This window comes from Kribbella sp. NPDC056345 (assembly GCF_042262745.1).
Lineage (GTDB): Bacteria > Actinomycetota > Actinomycetes > Propionibacteriales > Kribbellaceae > Kribbella.
In genome coordinates, this window is the sequence record NZ_JBHJQQ010000005.1 from 522,724 (window position 1) to 546,798 (window position 24,075).

The 24,075-nt window shown below is 68.3% G+C and carries 13 protein-coding genes; 12 read left to right on the plus strand and 1 reads right to left on the minus strand.

The window, feature by feature from the left end:
- The first annotated feature begins 83 nt into the window (after positions 1-83).
- From ACFCV3_RS21205 to ACFCV3_RS21250, 10 genes are all read left to right on the plus strand, one after another.
- Positions 84-638 (plus strand): cell division protein FtsK, encoded by a 555-nt coding sequence (locus tag ACFCV3_RS21205; protein WP_376032222.1) that lies wholly within the window; start codon positions 84-86, stop codon positions 636-638.
- A gap of 112 nt (positions 639-750) precedes the next feature.
- On the plus strand, positions 751-1,161 hold the full coding sequence (locus ACFCV3_RS21210) for a ferritin-like domain-containing protein (RefSeq protein ID WP_376032224.1): 411 nt from the start codon (positions 751-753) through the stop codon (positions 1,159-1,161).
- A 289-nt stretch (positions 1,162-1,450) separates the two neighbouring features.
- Positions 1,451-1,789: a cupin domain-containing protein gene (locus ACFCV3_RS21215; protein ID WP_376032226.1), complete on the plus strand. Its 339-nt coding sequence runs from the start codon at positions 1,451-1,453 to the stop codon at positions 1,787-1,789.
- Positions 1,782-3,128: a class I tRNA ligase family protein gene (locus ACFCV3_RS21220; protein ID WP_376032228.1), complete on the plus strand. Its 1,347-nt coding sequence runs from the start codon at positions 1,782-1,784 to the stop codon at positions 3,126-3,128. Before ACFCV3_RS21215 ends, ACFCV3_RS21220 begins: the two co-directional genes overlap by 8 nt.
- 5 nt (positions 3,129-3,133) lie before the next feature.
- Positions 3,134-5,494: an FAD-dependent oxidoreductase gene (locus ACFCV3_RS21225; RefSeq protein WP_376032230.1), complete on the plus strand. Its 2,361-nt coding sequence runs from the start codon at positions 3,134-3,136 to the stop codon at positions 5,492-5,494.
- Entirely contained in the window at positions 5,491-5,847 is a 357-nt protein-coding gene (locus ACFCV3_RS21230) for a hypothetical protein (RefSeq protein ID WP_376032232.1), read from the plus strand. Before ACFCV3_RS21225 ends, ACFCV3_RS21230 begins: the two co-directional genes overlap by 4 nt.
- Positions 5,844-7,082 (plus strand): acetyl-CoA carboxylase biotin carboxylase subunit family protein, encoded by a 1,239-nt coding sequence (locus ACFCV3_RS21235; protein ID WP_376032234.1) that lies wholly within the window; start codon positions 5,844-5,846, stop codon positions 7,080-7,082. Before ACFCV3_RS21230 ends, ACFCV3_RS21235 begins: the two co-directional genes overlap by 4 nt.
- The gene (locus ACFCV3_RS21240; RefSeq protein WP_376032235.1) at positions 7,079-8,320 is read left to right on the plus strand and encodes an MFS transporter; all 1,242 of its coding nucleotides are present in this window, start codon (positions 7,079-7,081) and stop codon (positions 8,318-8,320) included. The genes ACFCV3_RS21235 and ACFCV3_RS21240 overlap by 4 nt, the downstream gene beginning before the upstream one ends.
- Positions 8,313-9,551 carry an ATP-grasp domain-containing protein gene (locus ACFCV3_RS21245; RefSeq protein WP_376032237.1) on the plus strand — a complete coding sequence of 413 codons (1,239 nt, stop codon included), beginning with the start codon at positions 8,313-8,315 and terminating at the stop codon, positions 9,549-9,551. Before ACFCV3_RS21240 ends, ACFCV3_RS21245 begins: the two co-directional genes overlap by 8 nt.
- A 60-nt stretch (positions 9,552-9,611) precedes the next feature.
- Positions 9,612-9,977, plus strand: coding sequence for a YchJ family protein (locus tag ACFCV3_RS21250; RefSeq protein WP_376032239.1), 366 nt, complete (start codon positions 9,612-9,614; stop codon positions 9,975-9,977).
- 5 nt (positions 9,978-9,982) lie between these two features.
- Here the strand turns inward: ACFCV3_RS21250 and ACFCV3_RS21255 are convergent, their stop codons facing one another.
- Positions 9,983-14,206, minus strand: a complete 4,224-nt coding sequence (locus tag ACFCV3_RS21255) for an Hsp70 family protein (RefSeq protein WP_376032241.1) — start codon at positions 14,204-14,206, stop codon at positions 9,983-9,985.
- A 328-nt stretch (positions 14,207-14,534) separates the two neighbouring features.
- On the opposite strand from ACFCV3_RS21255, the gene ACFCV3_RS21260 reads away from it, so the two are divergent.
- Positions 14,535-17,843, plus strand: a complete 3,309-nt coding sequence (locus tag ACFCV3_RS21260) for a LamG-like jellyroll fold domain-containing protein (RefSeq protein WP_376032243.1) — start codon at positions 14,535-14,537, stop codon at positions 17,841-17,843.
- Positions 17,844-17,895: 52 nt separating this feature from the next.
- Positions 17,896-24,039, plus strand: a complete 6,144-nt coding sequence (locus ACFCV3_RS21265) for an RHS repeat-associated core domain-containing protein (protein ID WP_376032246.1) — start codon at positions 17,896-17,898, stop codon at positions 24,037-24,039.
- The last annotated feature ends 36 nt before the right edge of the window (positions 24,040-24,075 follow it).

Here is a 24,075-nt window from a genome sequence, read left to right on the forward strand (position 1 = left end):
CACCTTATCTGGCTACAGAGGGTGCTCGCGTCACCGCCTTGTCGCAGACCGATCACCGCCCCATCACCGGGTAGGGTTCCGGGGTGCAGATCGAACCCCTCCGGCTGTCACGCCGCGTCGCACTGCAGTCCACCGGCCTGGCCGCGGGCATGCTCGTGCTGGCCGGGTGCAAGGACGACCAGGCCGGATCCGGTACGCCGGGAGTCGTCGACCCGGACACCGGCAAGACCGTGCCGGGGGATGCGCCGACCGTTGATCCGGCCGTCGTCGCGGCACTCAGCAGCGCAGCCGGACTGGTCAGCTCGCTGACCGCGCAGTACACGCTCGTCGGCACGAAGTTCCCGGCCCTGAAGCCCCAGCTCGCGGCCGCAGCCAAGTTCCACGCCGGCCATCTGGCCAAGCTCCAGGAGACCGCCGGCGTGACCGTGCCCAAGGCACCCAAAGCCCCGCCGGTGCCGGCCAAGCCGGTCGCCGCCCTCGCGTTGCTCGCCAAGCAGGAGCGAGCGGCCTCGACCGCCCACGCAACCGCCGCGGCCAAGGTCTCCGGACCGCCGGCCCGGCTGCTCGCGATGATCGCCGCCTCGGAGATCCAACTCGCCGCGGCCCTCCTCCCGGCCAAGAAAGCAGCAGCCTCATGACGGTACACATTGCCACGCTCCGCGCGGCGGGTCCTGAGGCCTGGTTCCCTTTCTTCGCTCCTCTCTCCAGTCGCTTCGCTCCCTCCGTTCGTCAGTCCAGAAAGGGGGCCTCATGACCGAGCTCGAGGCTCTGCAGGCCGCCCTCGCCGGTGAGCACGCGGCCCTGTACGGCGTTGGCGTGGCCGGTGGGAAGTTGAGTGGCGCCAAGTTCCGGTCCGCGACCGAGACGTTCGATCGGCACCGCGACAACCGCGACAAGCTGAGCGGCCTCATCTCGGCCGCGGGCGAAACGCCGGTCGCCGCGGAACCGGCGTACGACCTGCCGCAGCCGGTCACCAACGCGGTCAGCGCCTCCGCGCTGATCCTGGGCATCGAGCGCCGCCTGGCCGCGACGTACGGCGATCTGATCGAGGCGGCCGAGCAGCCGACTGTCCGCCAGTTGGCCATCGACGAACTGCTCGCGACTGCCTCCGCGCAGGTGGTCTGGGGTGGTGCACCGGTCGCTCTCCCGGGTGCCGTCTAAACCCGTACGGTGACCAGGCGGACACGGTCCGCCGCCATTTGCCGCCTGCAACGAAGGAATTCCGGCAGAGTTACGGTCCGACGGAAATTCATAGCGTATTCCCCTTTACTCACAGCGCGACCTTCCCTATATTTTCGGCCACGGAGACTGGGGGGTCACCGGGTTTCACGACGACCGCGTTGGTGGCGCAGGTCGCGAAGGTTCGGCGCGTTCTCAGCGCCTTGTTCCGTACGTTCTCATTCAACTTCTTCGGTCCTGCTCGCGGCAGGATCATGGAGGGTGGCGAAGCATGCGTACATTCGACCTGCGCACCGGCGAAGACCTGTTCGTGAAAGACCTGCGAGTGGTCCGCTGGGAACAATATGACCTGGATCGCGAAGTGCCGTTCCAGGCGATGTGGTACTCCGTTCCCCCTGGTTCGGAGAGCCCGCTCGACCAGCATCCCGAGCTCGAACTGTCCCTCGTCGTCGCCGGTACGGCGCATGTCCTGACGGGCGGTACGGAGCACGAAATCCAGCAGGGCAACGCGTTCCTGCTGTCGAGTACCGAGCAACACGTCGTACAGAATCGGTCCGACTCGGTCGAGCTCACCGTCTTCAGTGCCTATTGGATGCCGATCGATGAGTGAGATCAGCGTCTTCACGTTCCCGCAGCCGACGGTCAACGGCCCACTGCACGTCGGCCATCTGTCCGGTCCCTACCTCGCCGCCGACATCGCCGCCCGCGCCGCGCGGGCCCGGGGCGAGCAGGTCGTGGTCACCAGCGGTCTCGACGTGCATCAGAACTACGTCCTGACGCGGGCCGAGAACGAGGGTGTCGATCCGCACGCGATGACGTCGGCCTTCCGCGACGACATCCTCGAGACCTACGAGCGGGCCCGAATCGGCTATGACCGATTCACCGACCCACTCCGTGACAGTCACGCTCCAGTCATCCGTCAACTCATGAACCACCTGGTCACGTCCGGCGCGGCGCCGCTGCGCGAGCTCACCTTGTACGCCTGCAGCGACTGCGACCGGACTCTGCACGAGTCCTACCTCAGCGGGCTGTGCGGTGAGTGCAAGGAGCCCGCGGCCGGCGGCGCCTGCGAGGTGTGCGGCACGTTCACCCAGGTCGAGACAATGATCGATCCGGTCTGCGGCCGCTGTGGTGGCGAGCCGCGTCCGTTCGTCGCGACCGTGCCGGTGCTGCGCATGGAGGACCACCGCGCCGCGCTGACCGAGACCTGGGTCCGGGCCCAACTGCCCCCGGCCGTCCGCGAACTCGTCGATCGCGTCCTCCGGGCCGGCCTGCCGGAGATCCCGCTCGCCTTCCCGACCAACTGGGGGATCGAGGGTGACGGCCCGCTCACCGGCCTGCGGATCGGCCCGTACACCGAGGTCGCACTCACCGACCTCTACGGCATCGCGCAGGCCGTCGACCCCGCCGCCACCGACGTCACCGGCTACCTGGCCGCGATCGGCCGGGTCGGCGAACTCTGGCATTTCCTCGGCCTCGACAACGCCTTCTGGTACGCCGTCTACTGGCCGGCCGTCTGGGCCGCTGCCGGGGTCACCCGGTCACCCCTTGCCGGACTGGTCGTCAATGAGTTCTACACCTCGGACGGCGCGAAATTCTCGACCAGCCGGAAACATGGAATGACCGCGACGGAATTACTTCGTTGTCAGGATCCGTCAATCGTTCGCTTGTTTCTGGCCTGGGATCGCCCGGATCGCTATCAAAGCGATTTCAATCAGTATTCCTTCGACGCTTTCGCCGGGTACGCCGAACCGCTGCTGGCCGGCGTCCGCACGATCTCCGAACCACTCGATCCGGCGCTGGCCGCGATCGAGCTGGCCCGAGGTGAAGCGGCGCTCCGACCGGCTGCCTTCGACCCACCGCTGGCGGCGCGCTGCCTGCTCACGCTGCTTGCCGGAGGAGTCCGCGACACCGGGTCGCTCCGAACCGCGCTCACCGGGCTGGGGTGATCCGGATGCGCATCGGTGTGATCGGCGCCGGGATCGCCGGCTCGCTGCTGGCCTGGAGACTGAGCAGCCAGGCCGGCGTGGATCTGATCACCGGCCCGCCCGGAACCGACGCGACCGCGGTCTCCGGTGGCGGGGTCCGCGGGTTCGAAACGCATCCCCTGCAACGCCGGCTGGCCATCGACAGCCTGACCGAACTCCTCGGCACGCTCCACGACCAAGCGACGTACACAGAGACCGGGTGCACCTACCTGCTTCCGGAGTACGACGGACTGGCGGCTGCAGTGGCCGAGGTCGAGCACGCACATCCCGGCTCGACGTCCGTTGTCGATCGGACCGAACTGCGTCGCCGCGGCTGGCACGGCCTCCCCGAAGGCACGGTCGGTGTCTGCGAACGGCGGGCCGGTTTCATCGATCCCGATCGGCTCCGGCAGACCGTCGTACGACGCCTGGCCACCGGCCGGACCAGTCGGGTCCTGACCGGACCAGTCCTGCGGCTGCTCACCCAGTCCGACGGTTCGGTCGCCTGCCGGCTCCCTGGGCGGACCGAGCAGTACGACGCGGTCGTGGTGGCCACGGGGTCGTGGACGCCCACTTTCCTGGCTGAGAACCAGCTGCCCGACCACACCAAGACCAAGGCGATTCAGATCGCCGTCTATCAAGTGGCCGGCGACCTGCCGACCATGTTCGTCGACGAGACCAGCGACCTGTACGGACGGCCGACGGCAGACGGCCGTCTGCTCCTCGGGGTCGACACCCAGCGCTGGTCCGTTCCACCCGGCAGCAGTGCCCCGATCCCGGACCTGGCCGCCCAGGCCGTCCGGATCGCGGCCGAGCGGCTGCCACACCTCGAGTTGTCGGCGCCCGGCCATCTGGTCAGCGCGGCCGACTGTTATGCCGATCCACCGGTACTGACCCTCTGGCCGGTCCCTGGTGGAACTCATCGGCTCTACACCTTCACCGGTGGGTCCGGGGGCAGCGTGAAGACCGCGCTGGCCGCAAGCCGGGCCGCCGCGAGCGAACTGCTCGCCACCGGCGGGACCAGTAACTCCACTTCGCGGACGGAGAACAAGCGCATGACGATCACCGAACGAGGTACACACCAGCAGCAGCGAACGACGCCCCGCTACCACACCGTAGGTATCGGGGCCGGACCCTCCAACCTGTCGTTGGCGGCGCTCTACAAGAACGTCACCAGTGACCGGCTCGCCCTGTTCGACTCCCGGCCCGACACCGGCTGGCACACCCCACTGCTCTACCCCGGGGTGCGGATGCAGACCGGCTGGATGAAGGACCTCGTCTCGCTGGTCGATCCACGCCACGAGCTGACCTTCCTGAACTACCTCGTCACCTCTGGACGGCTCTATGCGCTGATCAACTCCCAGTTCGACTCACTCCCCCGGATCGAGTACGAGCGCTACCTGACCTGGGCCACCGAGCGCCTCGGCGTGGTGAACTTCGGTGCGCAGGTGGACTCGATCTCGATCACCGACGACGGCTTCGAGATCAGCGTCGACGGGGTCCCGGCGGCGGTGTCGGAACACCTGGTCCTCGGCCTCGGGACGCGGGCCGTGCGTCCGGCGTACCTGGGTGGTCTGCCCGCGGAGCGTGCCTTCATCGCCGATGACCTCGGCCAGCGGCTCGCCACGCTGGACCGGACCGCACCGACCGCAGTCGTCGGTGGCGGCCAGACCGGCCTGGAGTCGGTACTGCGCCTGCTCGGAGCGGGGTTCACCGACGTACGGTGGATCGGGCGGAACCAGTGGTTCCGCAGCATCGACGACTCCCCGATGGCCAACGAGCTCTACCGGCCGTCGCACATCCAGTACCTGCAAGGCCTGAACCGGGACATGCGCCGGCAGATGATCGACGACTCCCGTTACAGCGGCGACGCCATCACGCCCGGCGGTCTGCGTGCGCTCTACCAGGCCAACTACGACGGCTTCCTGTCACTCGGGCAGTTCCCGGTCACGCTGCTACCCGGCCGCGATGTCCGTACGTCGGATCTCCTGTCCGACGGCAACATCCGCTTGTGCTGCTCGACGACCGCGTTGCCGGAGGAGCACGTCGTACGGCAACTGATCGTGGCCGCCGGTCGCGAGCACGTGGCGGCACCGTTCGACGACGACCTGCGGGAGCGGATCGAGACCGACGACGACGGCCAGGTGCTGGTCGAGTCGGACTACTCGGTGCGCTGGAAGGGGATGAACGGGCACAAGATCTTCACGTTCAACGCGAGCCGCTACAGCCACGGCCTGACGAACGCCGGGCTGACGCAACTGCCGGTCCGGGCCGCGATCGTACTGAACTCGATGTTCGAGCGGGAGATCTACCCGATCTCCGACGACCTCTGCGCGGTGCACTGGTGACCGGCCCCGATGTGGACGGCGTGTGGTTCCGCCTCGAGACCGACGACCCGGCGGGCGAGGCGCCGTACGGGCAGTATCACCGTCAGGACGACGTGATCTGGGCGGAGTTCTATGCCGGCGGCACGTTGCGCAGTGGCCGGCTGGTCGGGCGGCTGCGGGCGGACGGTTCGTTCGACGCGTCGTACTGCTTGCTGACCGGGGACGGTGAGTTGATCAGCGGCGCCTGCCACAGCATTCCGGAGTTCGATGCCCAGGGCAACATCGTCATCTCCGACCACTTCGAGCGCGCCGACGGCACGCGTGGGGTGAGCCGGATCCGGCAAATTCCAGGTCCTCTCCAGGAGGCATCATGAAGCCACACTTGCTGGTCGTTGCCACCGGCATGCGGTTGTTCCGGGAGTACATCCTGCGGTCGATCGCGCCGGAGTACCGGCTGCACATGTTCCTGCACGCCGAGCCGAGCTGGGAGAAGGAGTACCTGGACAGCTGGACGGTGCTGGACAGCACGCTCGACGCCGAGGCGCTGGTCGCGGCGGCTCGCGTGTTGCACGAGCAGGACCCGATCGACGGCGTCCTCTGCTGGGACGAGGCACGGATCCTGCAGACCGCTCACGTGGCCGAGGCCCTCGGGCTGCCGGGCGGCGACGTCGCGATGATCAACCGGTGCCGCGACAAGCACCTGACCCGTACGGCGCTGGCCGAGCACGGCGTACCGCAGCCTGCATCGGTGCTCGTCGACACCGTTGACGAGGCGCTCGCCACAGCGGAGAAGCTCGGCTACCCGATCATCCTCAAGCCGCGCGCTCTGGCCGCAAGCCTGGGCGTGGTCAAGGTGAACGACTCGGCCGAGCTTCGGGACAACTGGGACTTCGCGCACGACACGACCGTGCCCGAGGCACCGCACTACGACGTGAAGGTGCTGGTCGAGGAGTTCGCCGACGGCTACGAGATCAGCATCGACGCCGCGGTCTTCCATGGCCAGGTGACGCCGTTCTGCCTTGCTCGTAAGGAGATCGGCTACCCGCCGTACGCCGAGGAGATCGGGCACTTCGTCGACGCCACCGACCCGCTGCTCGCCGACGACCAGCTGCAGCAGGTGCTGGTCGATGCGCACAAGGCGATCGCGTTCACCGACGGCGTCACGCATACCGAGATCATGATGACGGCCGACGGGCCGAAGGTCATCGAGATCAACGCCCGGATCGGCGGCGACCTGATCCCGTACCTCGGGTTGCAAGCGACCGGGGTCGACCCTGGGCTCGCCGCGGCAGCCGTCGCGTGTGGCCGGCAGCCTTCGCTGGTGCCGGACCGGACGCTGGTGGGCGGGGTGCGGTTCTTCTACGTCGACGAGAACGACACCGTGCTCGACTCGGTCGTTTTCGATCCGATCGACACGCCCGGGATCGACCAACTCGTCGTACTGATGGAGGCCGGTCAGACGACCAGTCCCCCACCGGACGGCACGTTGTGGGGCCGGATCGCGTACGCGACCGCGGTCGCCGGCTCCGTCGCCGAGAGCCGGGCCGGACTGGACGCGGCCGAGCGCGCCCTGCGCTGGACCGGCCATCCCAAGGAGCCCGCATCATGACAACTGTTGCCGACAGCACCGGAATCTGGCAGACCATCCGGGAGGCGCCCGCGCCGGTGAAGGCGTTGCTGGTCGGCGTCTTCGTGAACAAGCTCGGCTGGTTCCTGCAGGTCTTCCTGGTGCTGTTCCTGACGACGTCGAAGGGCTTCACCCCGGTGCAAGCCGGTACGGCGCTCGGCGTGTACGGCGGTGGCTCGGTGATCGGACTGATCATCGGCGGCTCGTTGACGGACCGGATCGGGCCGCGGGCCGCGGTGATGATCAGCATGTTCGGGATGGCCGGGTTCGTGCTGGCGATCGCGTACGTGCCGAGCTACGCGGCGATCGTCGTGGTGGTGGCTCTGGCCGGTGCGGTCGGGCAGTTCTACCGTCCGGCCTCGGCGGCGTTGCTGACCGAGTTGACGCCGCAGAACCGGCAGGTGATGACGTTCGCGATCTACCGGCTGGCGATGAACCTCGGCACCACGGCCGCACCACTCATCGGTGCCGCCTTGCTCGCGGTGTCGTGGAACCTGCTGTTCATCGGTGAAGCGGTCGCCGCTCTCGCCTATGCGGCGGTCGCCGTCGTCGCGTTACCTCGTCGGACCAAACCTGCCGAGGCCTCGGCCGCGGAACCACAGCCGAAGGGCAGCTACGTCGCCGTACTGCGGGATCACAAGTACGTGCTGTTCCTCGTCTGCATGTTCATCAACGCGGCGATCTACATGCAGTACCTCGCCGTGCTGCCGCTGCACATGAAGGCCGACGGCTTCTCGACCTGGTGGTACAGCGCGATGGTCGCCCTGAACGGCTTCATCGTGATCACCTGCGAGTTGCTGGTGACGAAGGTCGTGCAGAACAAACCGGCCCGGACGGTCGCGATGGTCGGCTTCGTCCTGCTCGGTGGCGGGCTCGCCTTCTACGCGTTACCGGGCGGCCTGGCGATCTTCGTGATCGGCACGTTGCTCTGGACACTGGCCGAGATCGTCGGCGGTCCGACCATGTTCGCCTATCCCGGCATGGCCGCGCCGAAACCGTTGCTCGGCCGGTACGTCGGTGGGGCACACGCGATGTTCGGCCTCGGATCCGCCCTCGGCCCGTTCCTCGGGGTCTGGGTGTGGAACAGCGCCGGGGCCCAGGTGTGGCTGTGGTGCGGGGTTCTCGGTGCCGTCGGGCTCGTGCTCGCGTACTTCGGAATGGCACCACCAGCTGAGCCGGTCGAAGAGCTCACGACAGTTGAGGGAGGACAGCATGCCTGACTACACGATCATCGTGGATCCGTTGTCCACCGGTCAGGAGTATCCGGCCGCGTTCCGGGCGGCCGGTCGGAAGCCGGTCGCCGTACTGAGTGGGCTGGAGCCACCACCGGCGTTCACTGCCAGCTGGCATCCGGAGGACGCCGACCACGTGCACTACTTCAATGGCGACGTACAGGCGTTGGCCGAGGAGCTGCGGCAGTACGAGCCAACGTATTTGGTGCCAGGTGCCGAGAGCGGGGTCGAGCTGTGTGATCAGCTCGTCGAGATCCTGTTTCCGGGGACGGGCAACGTGCCGTCGTTGGCGTCTGCGCGGCGTGACAAGTGGGAGATGGCGCAGGCGTTGACCGCGGCCGGCGTACCTCGGCTGCGGCAGGTGCTGACCGCGGATCCGGCCGAGGCCGAGGAGTGGTTGCGGGCCAACGACCTGCTCGGACGGCGGCTGGTGATCAAACCGCCGAAGAGTGCCGCCGGTGACGAGGTGTACGTCGTCTTCGAAGGCGGCGACTGGCGCGAGCGCTTCCACCGCGTGCTCGGCCGGACGAACAAGATGGGGCTGGTCAACGATGCCGTCCTGATCCAGGAGTACGCCGAAGGGACGGAGTACCTGGTCGACACCTACAGCGTGGACGGCGTCCATGCGCTCGTCGACGTCTGCCGGTACACGAAGGTCGGCCGCGGCGACAAGATCGGCATCTACCGCCGGATCGACTTCCTCGCCGAGGACGACCCGGAGGTCCAGGCGCTCTGGCCGTACACCCGCGACGTGCTCGACGCAGTCGGCATCCGGATCGGCTGTGGGCACGTCGAGGTGATGATGACGGCCGACGGCCCTCGCCTGATCGAGGTCGCGGCCCGCCCGGCCGGCGGCGGTCACCAGATGGTCAGCGAACTGGCCACCGGCGACAACCACATCAAGCGGACCGTCGCGCATCGCGTCCGCGGCGAGGTACGGGACGGCTTCGACCTCGTCCAGCACCTCCGCGGCATCTTCATCATCGCGCCGTCCGAGGGCTACTTCCGCAACCGCGAGGTCTTCGACGGGATCGAGTCGCTGAAGTCGTTCCACTGGATGAAGATCCTGCACGAAGAGGACGCCGTCGTTCCCGCGACGGTCGACCTCTTCACCTGCCTGGCCTGGGTGATCCTGATCCACAGCGACCCCCAGACCCTCGACGAGGACTACCAACGTGTCCTGGAAATGGAGGCCGCCATCATCATCGAGACCGCCTAGGTCTTCCTGGGTCCGGGCGGACCACCAACCGCCCGGCCCCGATCTGCCAGAATCGCCCACATGCTCTCTGCGCGCTGCCCATGCGGCCTCCCGGCAACCTACGCCGACTGCTGCGGCGCCCTGCACGAAGGCCGTCGTACGGCGTCCACCGCCGAGCAGCTGATGCGCTCCCGCTACACCGCCTTCGTGGTCGGCGACACGGCGTACCTGCTCCGTACCTGGCACTCCACCACCCGCCCACCGGTTTTGGAGCTCTCCCCCAACATCCGCTGGACCGGCCTGGAAATCCTCGCCACCACCGACGGCACCGCCTTCCACAGCTCAGGCACCGTCTCCTTCCGCGCCAGCTACCGCGGCGGCTCCCAACAGGAGAACAGCAACTTCACCCGCGAAGACGGCGAATGGAAGTACGTCGCTCCTGCGTGAGCTCGTCAGGCGTGGCGGTCGAATCCGGCGGCCCGTAGCAGCGGATCCGCGGCGTCGATCGCCAGGACGCGAGCACCCTCGTTCACGGTGGACACGATCACGCCGACGACCTCGTCGAGGTCGTTGAAGACCGGCTGGCCGACGGATGACTGCGGCACCCGCAGGCTCGTTCGGAAGATCTGCACCCCGGAGCCGGACTCGAATCGCTCGACCAGTCCGACCGCTCCCGGCGTACGGACCGGATCGCCGATTCCGACCAACTTGCCGTACCCCAGACGCGGCGGTACGGCGGCGGCGTCTTCGGGCAGCTGGAGAACAACCAGGTCGGTACCGGCCGAGTCCGCCCGCCGAACCTGCACCTGCTGCTTGGTACCGCCTTCGTCCTCGACGACGACAGTGTCCGCAGCGCCGAGGCAGGACCAGGTGGTGATCACCAGCCGCTGCTGCACGAGGAACCCTGCACCGGGCGGCGAGCCCTGCGCCTGGATTCGCACCAGTGCGTCCGGGCGTGGGCCGACCGGGCCGGACGCCGTACGGCGAAGTGCCCGATAGCCGTCGAGGTCGCCGGTCTCGGCCAGGCAGTGTGCGTACCGGCGCAGATCAACGGCGGACACCGGAGGCTCCGGATGCGCGGCGAGTGCTTGCCGATGGTCGCCGGCTGCGTAGTGGTTGCGGAACCGCTGCAGTGGATCGGGCTCGTTCAGAGCCTGTCGCACCAGCAGAGCGTTCCACCGCGCGACCTTGGTGACCAGCTCACGCAGCTCGGTCGTCCGGGCGTCCAGTTCGTCGGCCAAGCGGGTGGCGGTCTCGATGTCACCGTCCGGGCGCTCCACCTGATCCAGGGCGGCGACCGCCGACTCGCGCACGGCCTGCCGAGCGCGAGCGAGATCGAGCTCGGTCCGGCCGGCGTCGTTGAGGATCTCGACCAGCATTCGCTGGGTCTCGGCGTCCTGAGTGCCCGGAGCGGCGCGGTACGTGTCGCGCCGATGGCAGAACTCCTGCCACGCCGCGGCACTGTCGTCGTCCATCGTGGCTTCGGCCGCCTCGCGCAACCGGTCTCTCAGCTCGACCGCGTCCTGCTGCCGTTGCTCGATCTCTCGTTGCCGGTCGTAGCGGCGGGTCAGATCGGCGACCTCGGCCGGTGACAGCAGGGTCGTATCGGCGATCCGGATCGAGCTGGACTGCCCGGTGCCCTGGTCTCGCGCTGTCACGGCGAGCACGCAGTCGGCGTCGATCTCGAAGGTCACCTCGATCTGCGGGACACCTGCCTTGGCCGGTGGGATGCCGGTCAGTTCGAACTGCCCGATCTTGGACTCCCGATCCAGCGCGCCGTTGAAGATCTCGACCCGTACGACGGTCTGCTGGTCCGCGCGGGTGGTGAAGACCTGCGACCGTATTACCGGGATCATCGTGTTCGACGGGACGAGTTCGGACAGGTGCTCCTGCTCGTGCTCGTCGCGGGTCCGGATGCCCAGGGACAGCGGGGTGACATCGATGAGCAGTACGTCGTCCAGCGCCCCGGCCCGCATCGCGCCCAGTAGCGCGGCACCGCTCGCCACTGCGGTCCGGGGGTCGGACGCCACCGTCCTGGTCATCCCGAACGCGGACTCCACGGTCTCCCGGACCAGCGGCGACAGCATCGGCCGGCCGATCAGAACCAGGTGCTTCGGAGCCGTTCGCGCCGATGCGCGGAAGTCTGCGCAGACCGCGTGCAGTCTGGCCAGCGGCTCGGCGAGAATGCTCGCCAGCTCGGCACGGTTCAGCTCCAGCCGAAGGTCGTCGGCGCCGGCTCCGCGGAGTTCGTAGCTTGCCTCCTGCTGGGCGGACAGGTCGATCTTGAGGCGCTCCGCGGCGATCTCCAGCCGCCGTCGCAGGGTGCCGCGAGCCGGTACGTCGATCCCCTGCAGCCGCAGACGCCGTACCAGTGCTTCGGTGATCGCGGCGTCCAGGTCCTTGCTGCCGAACTGTGTGTCACCGCTGACCTCTTGTGCCTCGTAGACGTTGTCCCCCACGTCCACCAAGCTGATGTCGAGCGTGCCGGCGCCCAGGTCGACCACCGCGATGGCATCGGTCAGGCGGCGCTCGCGAGCAGCGGTGATACAGGCCACGGTCGGTTCGTGGACGAGCCGGACCAGGGTGACATCGGCGATCCGGCAGGCCGAGCGGGTGGCCGCCTTCTGGTTGTTCGTGAAGTACGCCGGAATCGTCACGACGACCCGTGGCCGGAGAAGCCGGAGGTCGTGGTTCTGCTCGGCCCAGGTCAGCCATTCGTCGCGCACCATGCCCAGCTCGGCGTGAGCCAGCTCCGCCACGCGGTCGCGGACCTGCGCCGTCAGGAAGTTCTCGACCAGCCCGCGGCCGTGCCGCACCAGCCGCGCGGCCACCTCCTCGGGCCGATAGGAGTGGTCACGGATCTTGTAGACGGTGCCGCGCCCCATCCGCCGCTTGGCGGCGTCGATGTGCCCGACGAGCCACGGCATCAGCGTCTCCTCGCCGCTCAGGCCGACCAGCTCGTTGCCTTCCCGGTCCACACTCACCGTCGACGCGAAGTACACCTGTCCCTTCCACGGGCAGAACACCGGCTGCCGCGTCTCGGCGTCGTAGATGGCGGCCGCGCAGGTCGTCGTACCGAGATCGAAGCCCCAGATGTCGCTGTAGCGCCGATCCACCTCGTCACGAGCCCGCGCCACCCATGCCTGCGTCCGTTCCTCGAACCGATGCCGCTCCCGGGCATCCAGCCTGCCGAGCGCGTGGCCGACCTCAGCGGCCCGGTGCAGTGGGACCAGGCCGTCCGCGGTCAGCTGCTGCAGGGTCTTCGCAGCCCGCGATGCCGAACCGCGCGCAGCCACCGCCGCGAGACAGAGGCTGACCAGTTCGTCGTAGTCACCGGTGCGGCGCAGACATTCCGCCAGCCTGGCGTCTTCCGGCGCCTCGCCACCGAGCCACCGGGTCAGGCAGACGGACGCAGCGGCGAAATCGCCGGCTGCGATGTACAACGTCGCAGCCTGCTCCAGCTGGTCGATCCGCTCGTACAGGCGAGCCGCGCCGGAGAGGTCGCCGCCTGCCTCGCAGGCCTCGGCCCGGGCGGCCAGCGCAGCGGGTGTTTCGTCGTGCCGTAACACCCGGACCGACTCACCGAACTGTCGGGCCTGCCGGAAGAGCTGGTGGGCACGAAAGTACTCACCACCGTTCTCGGCCTGGCGCGCTGCCTCAGCCTGCTCGCCTGCCGCCTCCTCGAACCTCGACCACAGCCCGTAGACGGATTGCGGGTCCGGGTCGTGCTGCGCGCGCTCGGCGAAATGACGCCGTGTAGCGCCTAGCAAGGCGATCCGCAGCTCGCTGAACTCAGCCTGCCGAGCGGCCGTCCGCTCGGTCGCCGCCAGGTGTGCGATCACATCCTGGACCCGGCGAGCCGCCGGGATGAACTCCTGCTGGTCCATCAGGGTCTGAATGCTTTGCTCATAGCACCGGCAGAGGTGTTCGACCATCGCGTCCACCAGGTCGGCGTCTCGCTCGCGAGCCAACTCGAGACCGGCAACCGCATCGTCGATCTCCGTGCCCTGCAGGCAGCAGTTCAGCGCCTGCCTGACCTGTGCCGGCGATCCGGCCAGCTGGACAGCGGTGGCGCCGTGACCGAGCAGGCAGGCCACTTCGAACAGGTTCGGCACCCAATCCCTGGGCAGCTCCTCGAAGAACCGCCGCCACAACTGCTCGTCGAGGTCGAGCGAACTGCGCACGACGTAGCCGCCGACGATCCGCGCGACAGTCTCGCCGTCGAGCACACCCTGCGTCCGCCATTCATCGCACCGGCCGACGATCGCTCGCGCATCGGCCTCCGCCGCCAGCAGATCGGCCAGGCGGTCCCGGGCCCGTAGCTGCACGCCGCGCAGCCCGAGCCGCGTGGCCACCGCAAACACCACAGCCAGCACATGACCGTCCCCGTGGCTGGTCAACTCGGCCAGCCACGCCTCATCCGCCGTACTCAGGGGGTAATACTCCGGCGGGATCCTAGCGTCATAGCAACGGACAAGATCCGCGGCCTGTGCTGTGTCGACCCGCAAGGCCAGTTGCAGCGCGAGCCCGTAGTCCCGGGCCGCTTTGGCCGACGGCCGGGTGTCCGACGACTGCCCGCCGAACTCGATGGCCAGCCGTTCGACCGCCCGAGCCAACCGCCGTTCAGCGCCGCCTGCCAGCCGATCACGCACTGGCTGGCGCTTCCCTCTGCCCACCTCGGCAGGGTACCTACGATCCGTCCCCCGACACCCGTGGCGGCAGCTTGCTGCCAGCGGTCGGCTGCGCCGAACCCGGCCGGTCGTCGGGCCGGTTGGAAGCCTTTGCCTTACAGGTCTCTGGGGTGCCGGTTGGCACGCGCAGGTCTGTTGCCGGTACGCGCAGGATCGCGGGGACTGCGTGGACGCGGCAGTGCCGGACCGTGTTCCTTGGCATGGAGGACTCAGCTCTTCCTTCGTCGCCGTGGAGGCCGTCATGCCAGGCAAGTCTCGTCGTAGTTTTGTTGTCGGAGCTGGTGGTTCGCGACACCGGTCTCGTTTGCCGAAGGTGGCGCGGTTCGTCGCGGTGAGCTGTGTGCTCGCGCTCGTCGGAGGTTTCCTGATATCGACGCAGGCTGCTTCCGCGACGGTGCTGGATGAAGCGTCGGCGGTGCTGAACGAAGTCACAGCGCGCGGTGTCGCCGCCAGGACAGGGCGCCAGGTCGAGGTCGGCGCGCTGACCACCGAGACAGGGCAGGTGCTGGCCAATCCGGACGGTTCGTTCACCCGGCACGAGTCGGCCTTGCCGGTCCGGGTCCGCAGGTCGTCCGGGTGGGTGCCGGTGGACATGACGTTGCGGGCCGGAACGGACGGAACGGTAGCGCCGATCGCCGGCCCGCTCGATCTGGCGTTCTCCGGGGGTGGCGAGACGCCGCTGGTGCGGCTTCGCCAGGACGGCCGTGAGCTGGCTGTCGCCTGGCCGGGCAGACTGCCCCAGCCGGAACTTTCCGGCGAGACCGCGACCTACCGCGAGGTCTTTCCTGGTGTCGACCTCGTTCTGACTGCCTCGACCGCCGGTCTGTCGCAGATCCTGGTGGTCAAGAACGCGGCAGCCGCGGCGAATCCGGCGCTCGGATCGCTGCCGTATCGCCTGACCACCAAGGGTTTGGTGGTTCGTGCCACGGCGGCGGGTCTGACGGCAACGGATCCGGACGGCGAAGTCGTGTTCAGCGGACCCGCGCCGTACATGTGGGATTCGTCCGGTCGCGGGTCCGCCGTACAGCCCGGTGGCCGGGTCACGGCGGTCGGTGCCCGGGTCGCCGGGGATCAGCTGTCACTCGTGCCGGACCGGGCGTTCCTGACCGCCAGGACCACCCGGTTCCCGGTCTACATCGACCCGTCGTGGTCCGGCGTCAAGCAGGCCTGGACCCAGGTGTGGAGCAACTATCCGACCACGTCGTTCTTCAATGGCGCGAACCTCGGAACGTCGGAGAAGGTCGCCCGGGTGGGCTACGACGGCACGGATCAGAAGAAGACGCGCTCGTTCTTCCAGTTCGACACCAGCGGGGTGAAGTACAAGCACATCCTCAAGGCCACGCTGCAGACGGTCTCGAACTGGTCGTGGTCCTGCACGGTGCGCGAGGTGCAGGTGTGGGCGACCAATCCGATCTCCTCGGCGACGACCTGGAAGAACCAGCCGACGTGGGCGTACCAGATGGAGAAGAAGAGCTTCGCGAAGGGCTTCTCGTCGTCGAGTTGCCCGGCCGGCGGGGTGGAGTTCAACGTCACCAGCCAGATCACGAACGCTGCGGCCAACGGCTGGTCCAACGTCACCCAGGGACTTCGGGCGTCGACGACGGCCGAGAGCAAGAACGACTCGCACTCGTGGCGGAAGTTCGCCAACAACCCGAGCATCACCATCGACTACAACACGATTCCCGACAGCCCGGCGAACCTCACCACCGAAGGCTCGGCATCGTGTGTGACGGGTCCCGATCGGCTGGTCGTGTCCACGGTGACGCCGACGCTGCGAGCGACTCTCCACGACGTGGACAACTCGGTCCAGGCGCACTTCGAGTGGTGGACAGCCGACGGTACGGCGCGGGTCGGGGAGTACGTCTCACCGGTCGTCGCGGGTGCGACGCCGACCCTCGTGGCGACCTCGGTTCCGTCGGGCGCCTTCGGCAACGGCGCGGTCGGTAAGTGGCGGGTGCGGGCCGAGGACGGCATCGACGTCAGCGCGTGGAGCCCATGGTGCGAGTTCGCCGTGGATGCCACGGTGCCCGAGGCGCCCACGGCGGTGTCGTCGGGGTTCCCGGACAACGGGGCCGGCGACGCGGTGCTGGGGGTGAGCCTGCCGGTCACGTTCGGCGCGAACGGTGAGTCCGACGTGGTCAAGTACGAGTACACCTTGAACGGTACGTCGACCGCGCTGAACCTGACCGCGACGCCGTCGCAGCCGGGTGGCGAGGCGGCGATCTCGGTCGTACCGGATCGGTACGTGAACTGGCTGCACGTCCGCTCGGTCGATGCCGGAGGCAACCGCTCCGCGGTGGTGACGGCGGTGTTCTACGCCGGCGCGGCCCCAGGACCGGTCGCGGACTGGAGACTGGACGAGACCGGTGACGGCACCGTGGCGGTCGACTCCGCGCCGGCCAAGCACAGCGCCACCCTGGGTGGCGGCGCGTCCTGGGGCGACGGCCGGCAAGGCGGTGCCCTGACGCTCAACGGCACGACGGGGTACGCCGCGACGACCGGCTCGGTGGTCAACACGCTGAACTCGTTGTCCGTCTCGAGCTGGGTGCGACTGACCGACATCTCGCACAACGCGGTGGTGGCCACCCAGGCCGGGTCCCAGGCCGGCGCCTTCACGTTGTCCTACTCGAGCTCCGCCCGGCGGTGGATCTTCAGCCGAACCTCGGCTGACGTCGCCTCGCCGACGTACACCAGGGCGACCTCCACCACGGTGCCCGCGGCGGACGGCAGGTGGGTGCACCTGACCGGTGTGTACGACGCACCGAACGGCCAGATCCGGCTCTACGTCAACGGCGTTCTCGAAGCGACTGCGGCGTACACCACGCCGTGGAACGCGGCCGGTACGTTCCAGATCGGGCGGTCGAAGGTCAACGGCACGTACGGCGAGTACTGGCCGGGTGATCTGGACCAGCTGCAGGTGCACAACCGGGTATTGCTGCCGGGCGAGATCCAGCAGGTGGCCCGGCGCGACGGTCAGTGGCTGATGGACGAGAGCTCCGGTACGACGGCCGGCGACGCCGCTGGGACGCATCCGGCGACTTGGTCGCCCAGTGGTGTGTCCCGCGTGACTGGCAAGACCGGCAACGCGGTGCAGCTGAACGGCAGCACCGGTGTGTTGACGGCGTCGGGGCCGGCGGTCCGCACCGACGGCAGCTTCACGGTGGCCGCCTGGGTGAAGCCGTCCGCGGTCGGCAAGAACGAAGTAGTGATCAGTCAGGACGGCTCACAGGTGAGTGGCTTCCGCCTGGGATACGGCTGGGACGACCTGTACGGCGGCTACCGCTGGTCGGTGGCGATGCCGGTCGCGGACTCGGCGTCGGCTGAGGTGCACACAGCGGTCGGCCCGTTCGACGAGCCGGTCACCGGTGAGTGGACGCACGTCGCGGGCGTGTACGACGCGAAGGACCAGATGCTGCGGCTGTACGTCGGCGGCCAGTTCGCGGCCGAGACGCATCACCGCGGTGCCTGGAACGCAGCCGGGGCGGCACGCTTCGGAGCGGCCTGGACGTCGGCGGCCGGCCTCCGTGACTTCTTCACCGGCGCCATAGACGACGTACAGATGTATTCCGGTGTGCTCACGGATCAGCAGATCGCCGACCTGTACTTGCCGTCCCAGCTGTGACCCACCCCCTCGTAGACACAGTTCCGCCCCGCCCCATGAAAGGAGTGGCGCCATGCTGGTGCCGTTCACCGGAATAGTCACGGCCGTCGCACTCGCTGCCAGCAGCCTGGTCGCCGTGCCCCCCGCGCAGGCCGATGTCGGTACGCGGGATGCGTGGCGGCCCGCGGCGCAGAGCGAGCGGTCGGTGCCTGGGCACGATTCCGCGCCGAGGCCGCGTCCGGCCGATCCGAAGGCAGCGTCCGTCCTGCGTCAACCTCCACAGGTGACCAGACCCGAGCCGGGTACGGCGGAGGTGTCGCTCCCCCTCGACGGCACCGTTGCGCAGGCCGGCCAGATGCCGGTCCGGGTCGGTGCGGGGCGGGTCCAGGGCACTGCGTTGACGCCCTTGAACCGGGTGCGTGTTCAGGTCCACGACCGTTCGGCTGCCGACAAGGTGGGCGCTTCGGGGATGCTGTTCACCGTCGGCCGCACCGATTCGGTGGCGAGCAGTGGCCAGGTGAAGGTCGAGGTGGACTACTCGGCGTTCCGTTCGGCGTACGGCGGTGACTGGGCGAGCCGGCTGCGACTGGTGCGGCTGCCGGCTTGTGCGCTGACCACACCGGACAAGGCTGGGTGCTCGGACGGGCAGGTGCTGACGTCCAAGGTCACCCGCGACAACCGGATCGCTACCGAGGTCCCCGCGTCGAGCGAGGCGACGGTGCTGGCGTTGTCGTCGGCGCCGGCGGGCAGCGCGGGTAGCTACAAGCCGACCGCGTTGTCGGCCTCGGCGTCGTGGAACGCGGGCGGCTCGTCAGGTGCGTTCTCGTGGGGATACCCGATGGACAGCCCGGACGGTCTGGGCGGCCCGGAACCGGATCTGGATCTGGGCTATTCGTCGGCTGCCATCGACGGCCGGGTCGCGTCGACGAACAACCAGTCGTCGTGGGTCGGTGAGGGCTGGGGCCTGGACGAGGGGTTCGTCGAGCGCCGGTACACGTCGTGCGCCGATGAGGTGACGACGACGTCGAAGCCCTATGACCTCTGCTGGGAGACCGACAACGCCTACCTGGTACTGGGCGGGACCGCTTCCGAACTGGTCCGTGACGACGCCACCGGCACCTGGAAACTGCGGGAGGACGACGGTTCGCGACTGGAGCGGTTGACCGGTGGAGTGAACGGCGACAACGACGGCGAGCACTGGCGGCTGACGTCGCGCGACGGCACGCAGTACTACTTCGGGTTGAACCGGCTGCCGGGATGGGCCGCGGGCAACGAGGAGACCGGTTCGGTCTGGACGGCGCCGGTGTTCGGCAACGACGCGGCCGAGCCGTGCCACGGGGCGTCGTTCGCGGCGTCGTACTGCACGCAGGCGTGGCGCTGGAACCTGGACTACGTGGTCGACCCGAACGGCAACGCCATGTCGTACTTCTACGGCAGCGAGACGAACTACTACGGCCGGAATCTGACTGCGACCGCCGGCACCCAGTACGTGCGCGGCGGCTACCTGAAGCGGATCGACTACGGCCAGCGGTCCACGTCGATGTACTCGGCGGCGGCTCCGATGCGGGTGTCGTTCACGGTGGACGAGCGCTGCGCGGCGGGTGCGACCTGCGGCACCGGCGACATCACGGCGGCCAATGCCGCGAACTGGCCGGACGTGCCGTACGACCAGAACTGCTCGGCGGGTGCGAAGTGCACGGGGTTGTATTCGCCGACGTTCTGGACGCGCAAGCGGCTGGCGACGGTGACGACCCAGCTGTGGGTGTCCGGGACGACGTATCGGGATGCGACGTCGTGGGCGTTCGGCTACGAGTTCCGTGACCCTGGTGACGGATCATCGCCGGCGCTGTGGCTGGCGTCGATCACCGCGACCGGCAAGGTCGGCGGGACCGTGTCGCTTCCTTCGGTGTCGTTCCAGGGCGTGCAGCTGGCCAACCGGGTGGACGCCGCGGAGGGAATTCCGCCGATGAACAAGTGGCGGTTGACCGACGTGTACGACGAGGCCGGTGGGCACGTCCACGTGAACTACTCGGCGGCGGAGTGTACGGCGGGTGCGTTGCCGGCTCCGGAACAGAACACCAAGCGGTGTTTCCCGCAGTACTGGCAGGCCGACGGATCGACATCGCTGACGCAGGACTGGTTCCACAAGTACGTGCCGGTCACGGTGCTGGAGGACGACCAGGCCGGCGTGGCCGGAACCGAGCGCACCGACTACGAGTACGTCGGCGGCGGCGCGTGGCACTACGACGACAACGAGCTGACCCCGAAGAAGTACCGCACGTGGGGACAGTGGCGCGGCTACGGCCGGGTCCGGGAACTCCACGGCAACCCCGGCGAGACCCGCTCCCAGGAGGAGAGCCTGTACCTGCGCGGTATGGACGGCGACAAGCTCGCGAACGGCGGCACCCGCTCGGTGACCGTCACCGACTCGCTCGGCGGTACGATCACCGATCACCCCGCGCTGGCCGGGTTCGAACGCGAATCCCTCACCTACACCGAGGCAGGCGGCAGCGTGCTGGAGGGTGAGATCACCGACCCGTTGATCTCCTCCCCCACCGCCACCCAGGTCACCCGCAACGGCACGATCAAGGCCTACATGGTCCATCAGGCCGCCGAACGGTCCCGCAAGGCGCTGTCGTCCGGTGGCTGGCGCACCACCGAGACCCGCACCACCTACGACTCCTACGGACTCGAGACCGAGGAGAACGACCTCGGCGACACCGCCAAGACCGGCGACGAGCAATGCACCCGGACGACGTATGCCCGCAACACCTCGTCCTGGCTGATCGATTTCGAGGCCCGCGAACAGACCGTGTCCGTGGCCTGCACCGCGACACCGTCGTACCCGGCCGACGCGGTGTCGGACGACCTGACCTACTACGACGGATCCACCACCCTCGGTGCGGCGCCGACCAAGGGCGACGAGACCCTCACCAAGGAACTCGCCTCCTACTCGGGCACCACACCGGTCTACACCCAGGAAGGGCGCACGACGTACGACTCCTACGGCCGGCCGGTCGAGACCTTCGACCAGCTGGACCGCAAGTCGTCGGCCGTCTACACCCCGGCGAGCGGGGCGGCCGTCACCACGATCGCCACGACCAACCCGGCCGGGCATGTGACCACGACGACCGTCGAGCCTGCGTTCGGTGAATCGGTCGCCGAGGTCGACCTGAACGGACGGCGTACCGACACGACGCGGGACCCGCTCGGCCGGATCACCGCGGTGTGGCTGCCCGACCGGTCCAAGTCGGCCGGAAAGACCCCGAACCTCAAGTACTCCTACCTGATCCGCCAGGACGCGCCGTCGGTGATCACCACGGAGGAGGTTCGCGACGACGGCACGTACGAGGCCAGCTACGACCTGTACGACGGGCAGTTGCGCGAACGGCAGACCCAGGACCCTGCGGCTGACGGCGGCCGGATCGTGACCGACACGTTCTACGACTCACGCGGCCTGGAGGTGAAGTCCAACGGCGCGTACTGGAACAGCGGCACCGCCGGTACGACGTTGCTGACCGGGGTGAGCGACGCGGCCCTGCCCGGCCAGGACCTGACCATCTACGACGGCGCCGAACGCGAAACGGTGGAGATCTTCCGCTCGCACGGGTTCGAGAAGTGGCGCACCACCACCACGTACGGCGGCGACCGCATCAGCGTGGACCCGCCGGACGGCGAGACGGCCACCACGTCGATCACCGATGCCGACGACGCGGAGGTGGAGCTGCGGCAGTACACCGGCGGCTCGCCGACCGGTTCCTACGACGCGACCACCTACACCTACAACAAGCGCGGCGACATGGTCACCACGACCGACCCGGCGGGCAACACCTGGGACACCACCTACGATCTGCGCGGCCGAGTCACCCAGCGCGAAGACCCTGACACCGGGACGAGCAGTTTCACCTACGACAACGCCGGTCAGGTGCTCACCAGCACCGATGCACGCGGCGCCACTCTCGCCTACACCTACGACGCCATGGGCCGCCGTACCGGCATGTACGACGGATCCACCTCCGGTACCAAACGCGCTCAGTGGACCTACGACACACTCGTCTCGGGCACCAGCGTCAAGGGCATGCTCGCGACCTCGACCCGCTTCGTCAACGGCAACGCCTACACCAAGTCGGTCGACGCCTACGACATCCGGTACCGGCCGCTGACCAAGACCACCACGATTCCCACGTCCGAGGGCGCGTTGGCCGGGTCGTACAAGACCAACACCGGCTACACCGCCACGGGGCTGCCGTCGCTGGTGTCCTACCCGGCAGCGGGTGGGCTCGCGGCGGAGACGCTGCGGTACGGCTACGACGCGGCCGGCCGGTTGCAGACCGCGAACAGCGGTCTCGGCACGATGCTCACCGCGGCGACCTACACGCCGTACGAGGAGGTCGCCCAGTCGACGCTGTCCGCCGTGGCCGGCAAACAGCTCGTCCACTCCGCGTTCTACGACGACGCGACCCGGAAGCTGGACCGGGTCCTGGTCGACCGCTCCGATGCGCCCGAACACCTGGCGGACGTGAAGTACACCTACGACCCGACCGGCAACATCACCAAGATCGCCGATACACCCCAAGGCGGTCCGAGTGATGTCCAGTGCTTCAGGTACGACCACCTGCGCCGACTCACCGAGGCATGGACCCCGGCTGCCGACTGTGCCGCCCAGCCCGGTGCACTGGCCGGACCCGCGCCGTACTGGCAGGGTTGGACCTACGACAAGACCGGCAACCGGCTCAGCGAGACCAACCACGACCCGGTCACCGGCGCCGCCACCACATCCAACTACAGCTACCCAGCCGCCGGAGGACCCCGGCCGCACGCACTGACAGGCGTCGCCACCGGCACCCGAACCGACACCTTCACCTACGACGCCGTGGGCAACACCACTGCCCGCAACGTCGCCGGGAAGGCCCAGACGCTCACTTGGGACGCCGAAGGCAATCTGGCCACCCTCACCGAGAACGGCAAGGCCACCAGCTACTTGTACGACGCCGACGGTGATCGGCTCATCGCCCGCGACACCGACGGCACCACTCTCTATCTCGACAACTCCGAACTCCAGCTCAGTCCCACCGGCACTGTGACAGCGACCCGCTACTACGACCTCGGCGCTGCCGGCGCCGTCCGCAACGAGTCGGGTCTCAACTTCACCGTCGCCGACCACCACGGCACCAACACTCTGTCGGTCAACGCCACCGACCTCAGTCCGGAGCAGCGCCGCTTCACCCCCTTCGGCGCCGCCCGCGGACCCAAGCCCACGACCTGGCCCGACAAACACGGCTACGTCGACGGCGTCGACGACCCCACCGGACTCACTCACCTCGGCTCCCGCGAGTACGACTCCGCCCGCGGACGCTTCATCTCCACCGACCCCGTCGCCGACTTCGGCAACCCGCAACAGCTCAACGGGTACGCGTACGCCGACAACACCCCGATCACGGCCAGTGACCCCGACGGCGAATGGCGCGTCCTGCCCGGCGGCCACTACTGCGACGGCTGCGGCGGGTACAACAAGGCCCCGAAGAAAAAGAAGAAGGCGCACAAGAAGGCTGTCAAGAAGGCCAAGCACTACTGCGACGGCTGCGACTACCAGCGCTACCTCGTGAAGAAGAAGAAGCAGGAGAAGATCGCGGCGGCCAAGCGGGCGGCCAAGAAGGCCGCTGCCAAGAGGGCCGCCCAGAAGGCGGCCAAGCTCAAGAAGAAGGCGGCCAAGAAAGCCGCCGCGAAGGCGAAGAAGAAGGCACAGCAAAAGGCGAAGGACCGGGCCAAGAAGAAAAAGAAGGCCTCCATCCTCGGCGGCGAGGACTACGCGCTGGTGAAGGTCGCCGGCACCGGATATGCGATCTGCCGGTTCATCAGGGGCACCCCGGCCAACACCTGCGCCGTCCTCGGCTCGGCGCTGGCGAAGGGGAAGGACGACGGCGGCGGGTGGTACTACGCCAAGTGGTACGTCGTCGCCCGGGGCAGCTGGACCCTCTACCGGGTCGGCGAGATCTGGAAGAAGGGCGGCGTCACCCCGCGCGGGCAACTCGGCAAGGTCAAGGGCGAGTTCAAGGCCGACGGAAGAGCGACCAGACGAGGTGTCGGCCTGTGGATGCTCTACGAGATGCTCGGCGGCGACACCCGCTCTCCGAGCCGCAACACCAAGCCCAAGCAGAAGACGAAGTGTGTGGTCTCGTGGAAGGCCTGGGGACACAACATCTTCAGCATCTGCTGAAAATCTGAACGCGTTCCGCGGCGGCACCGTCGTGGC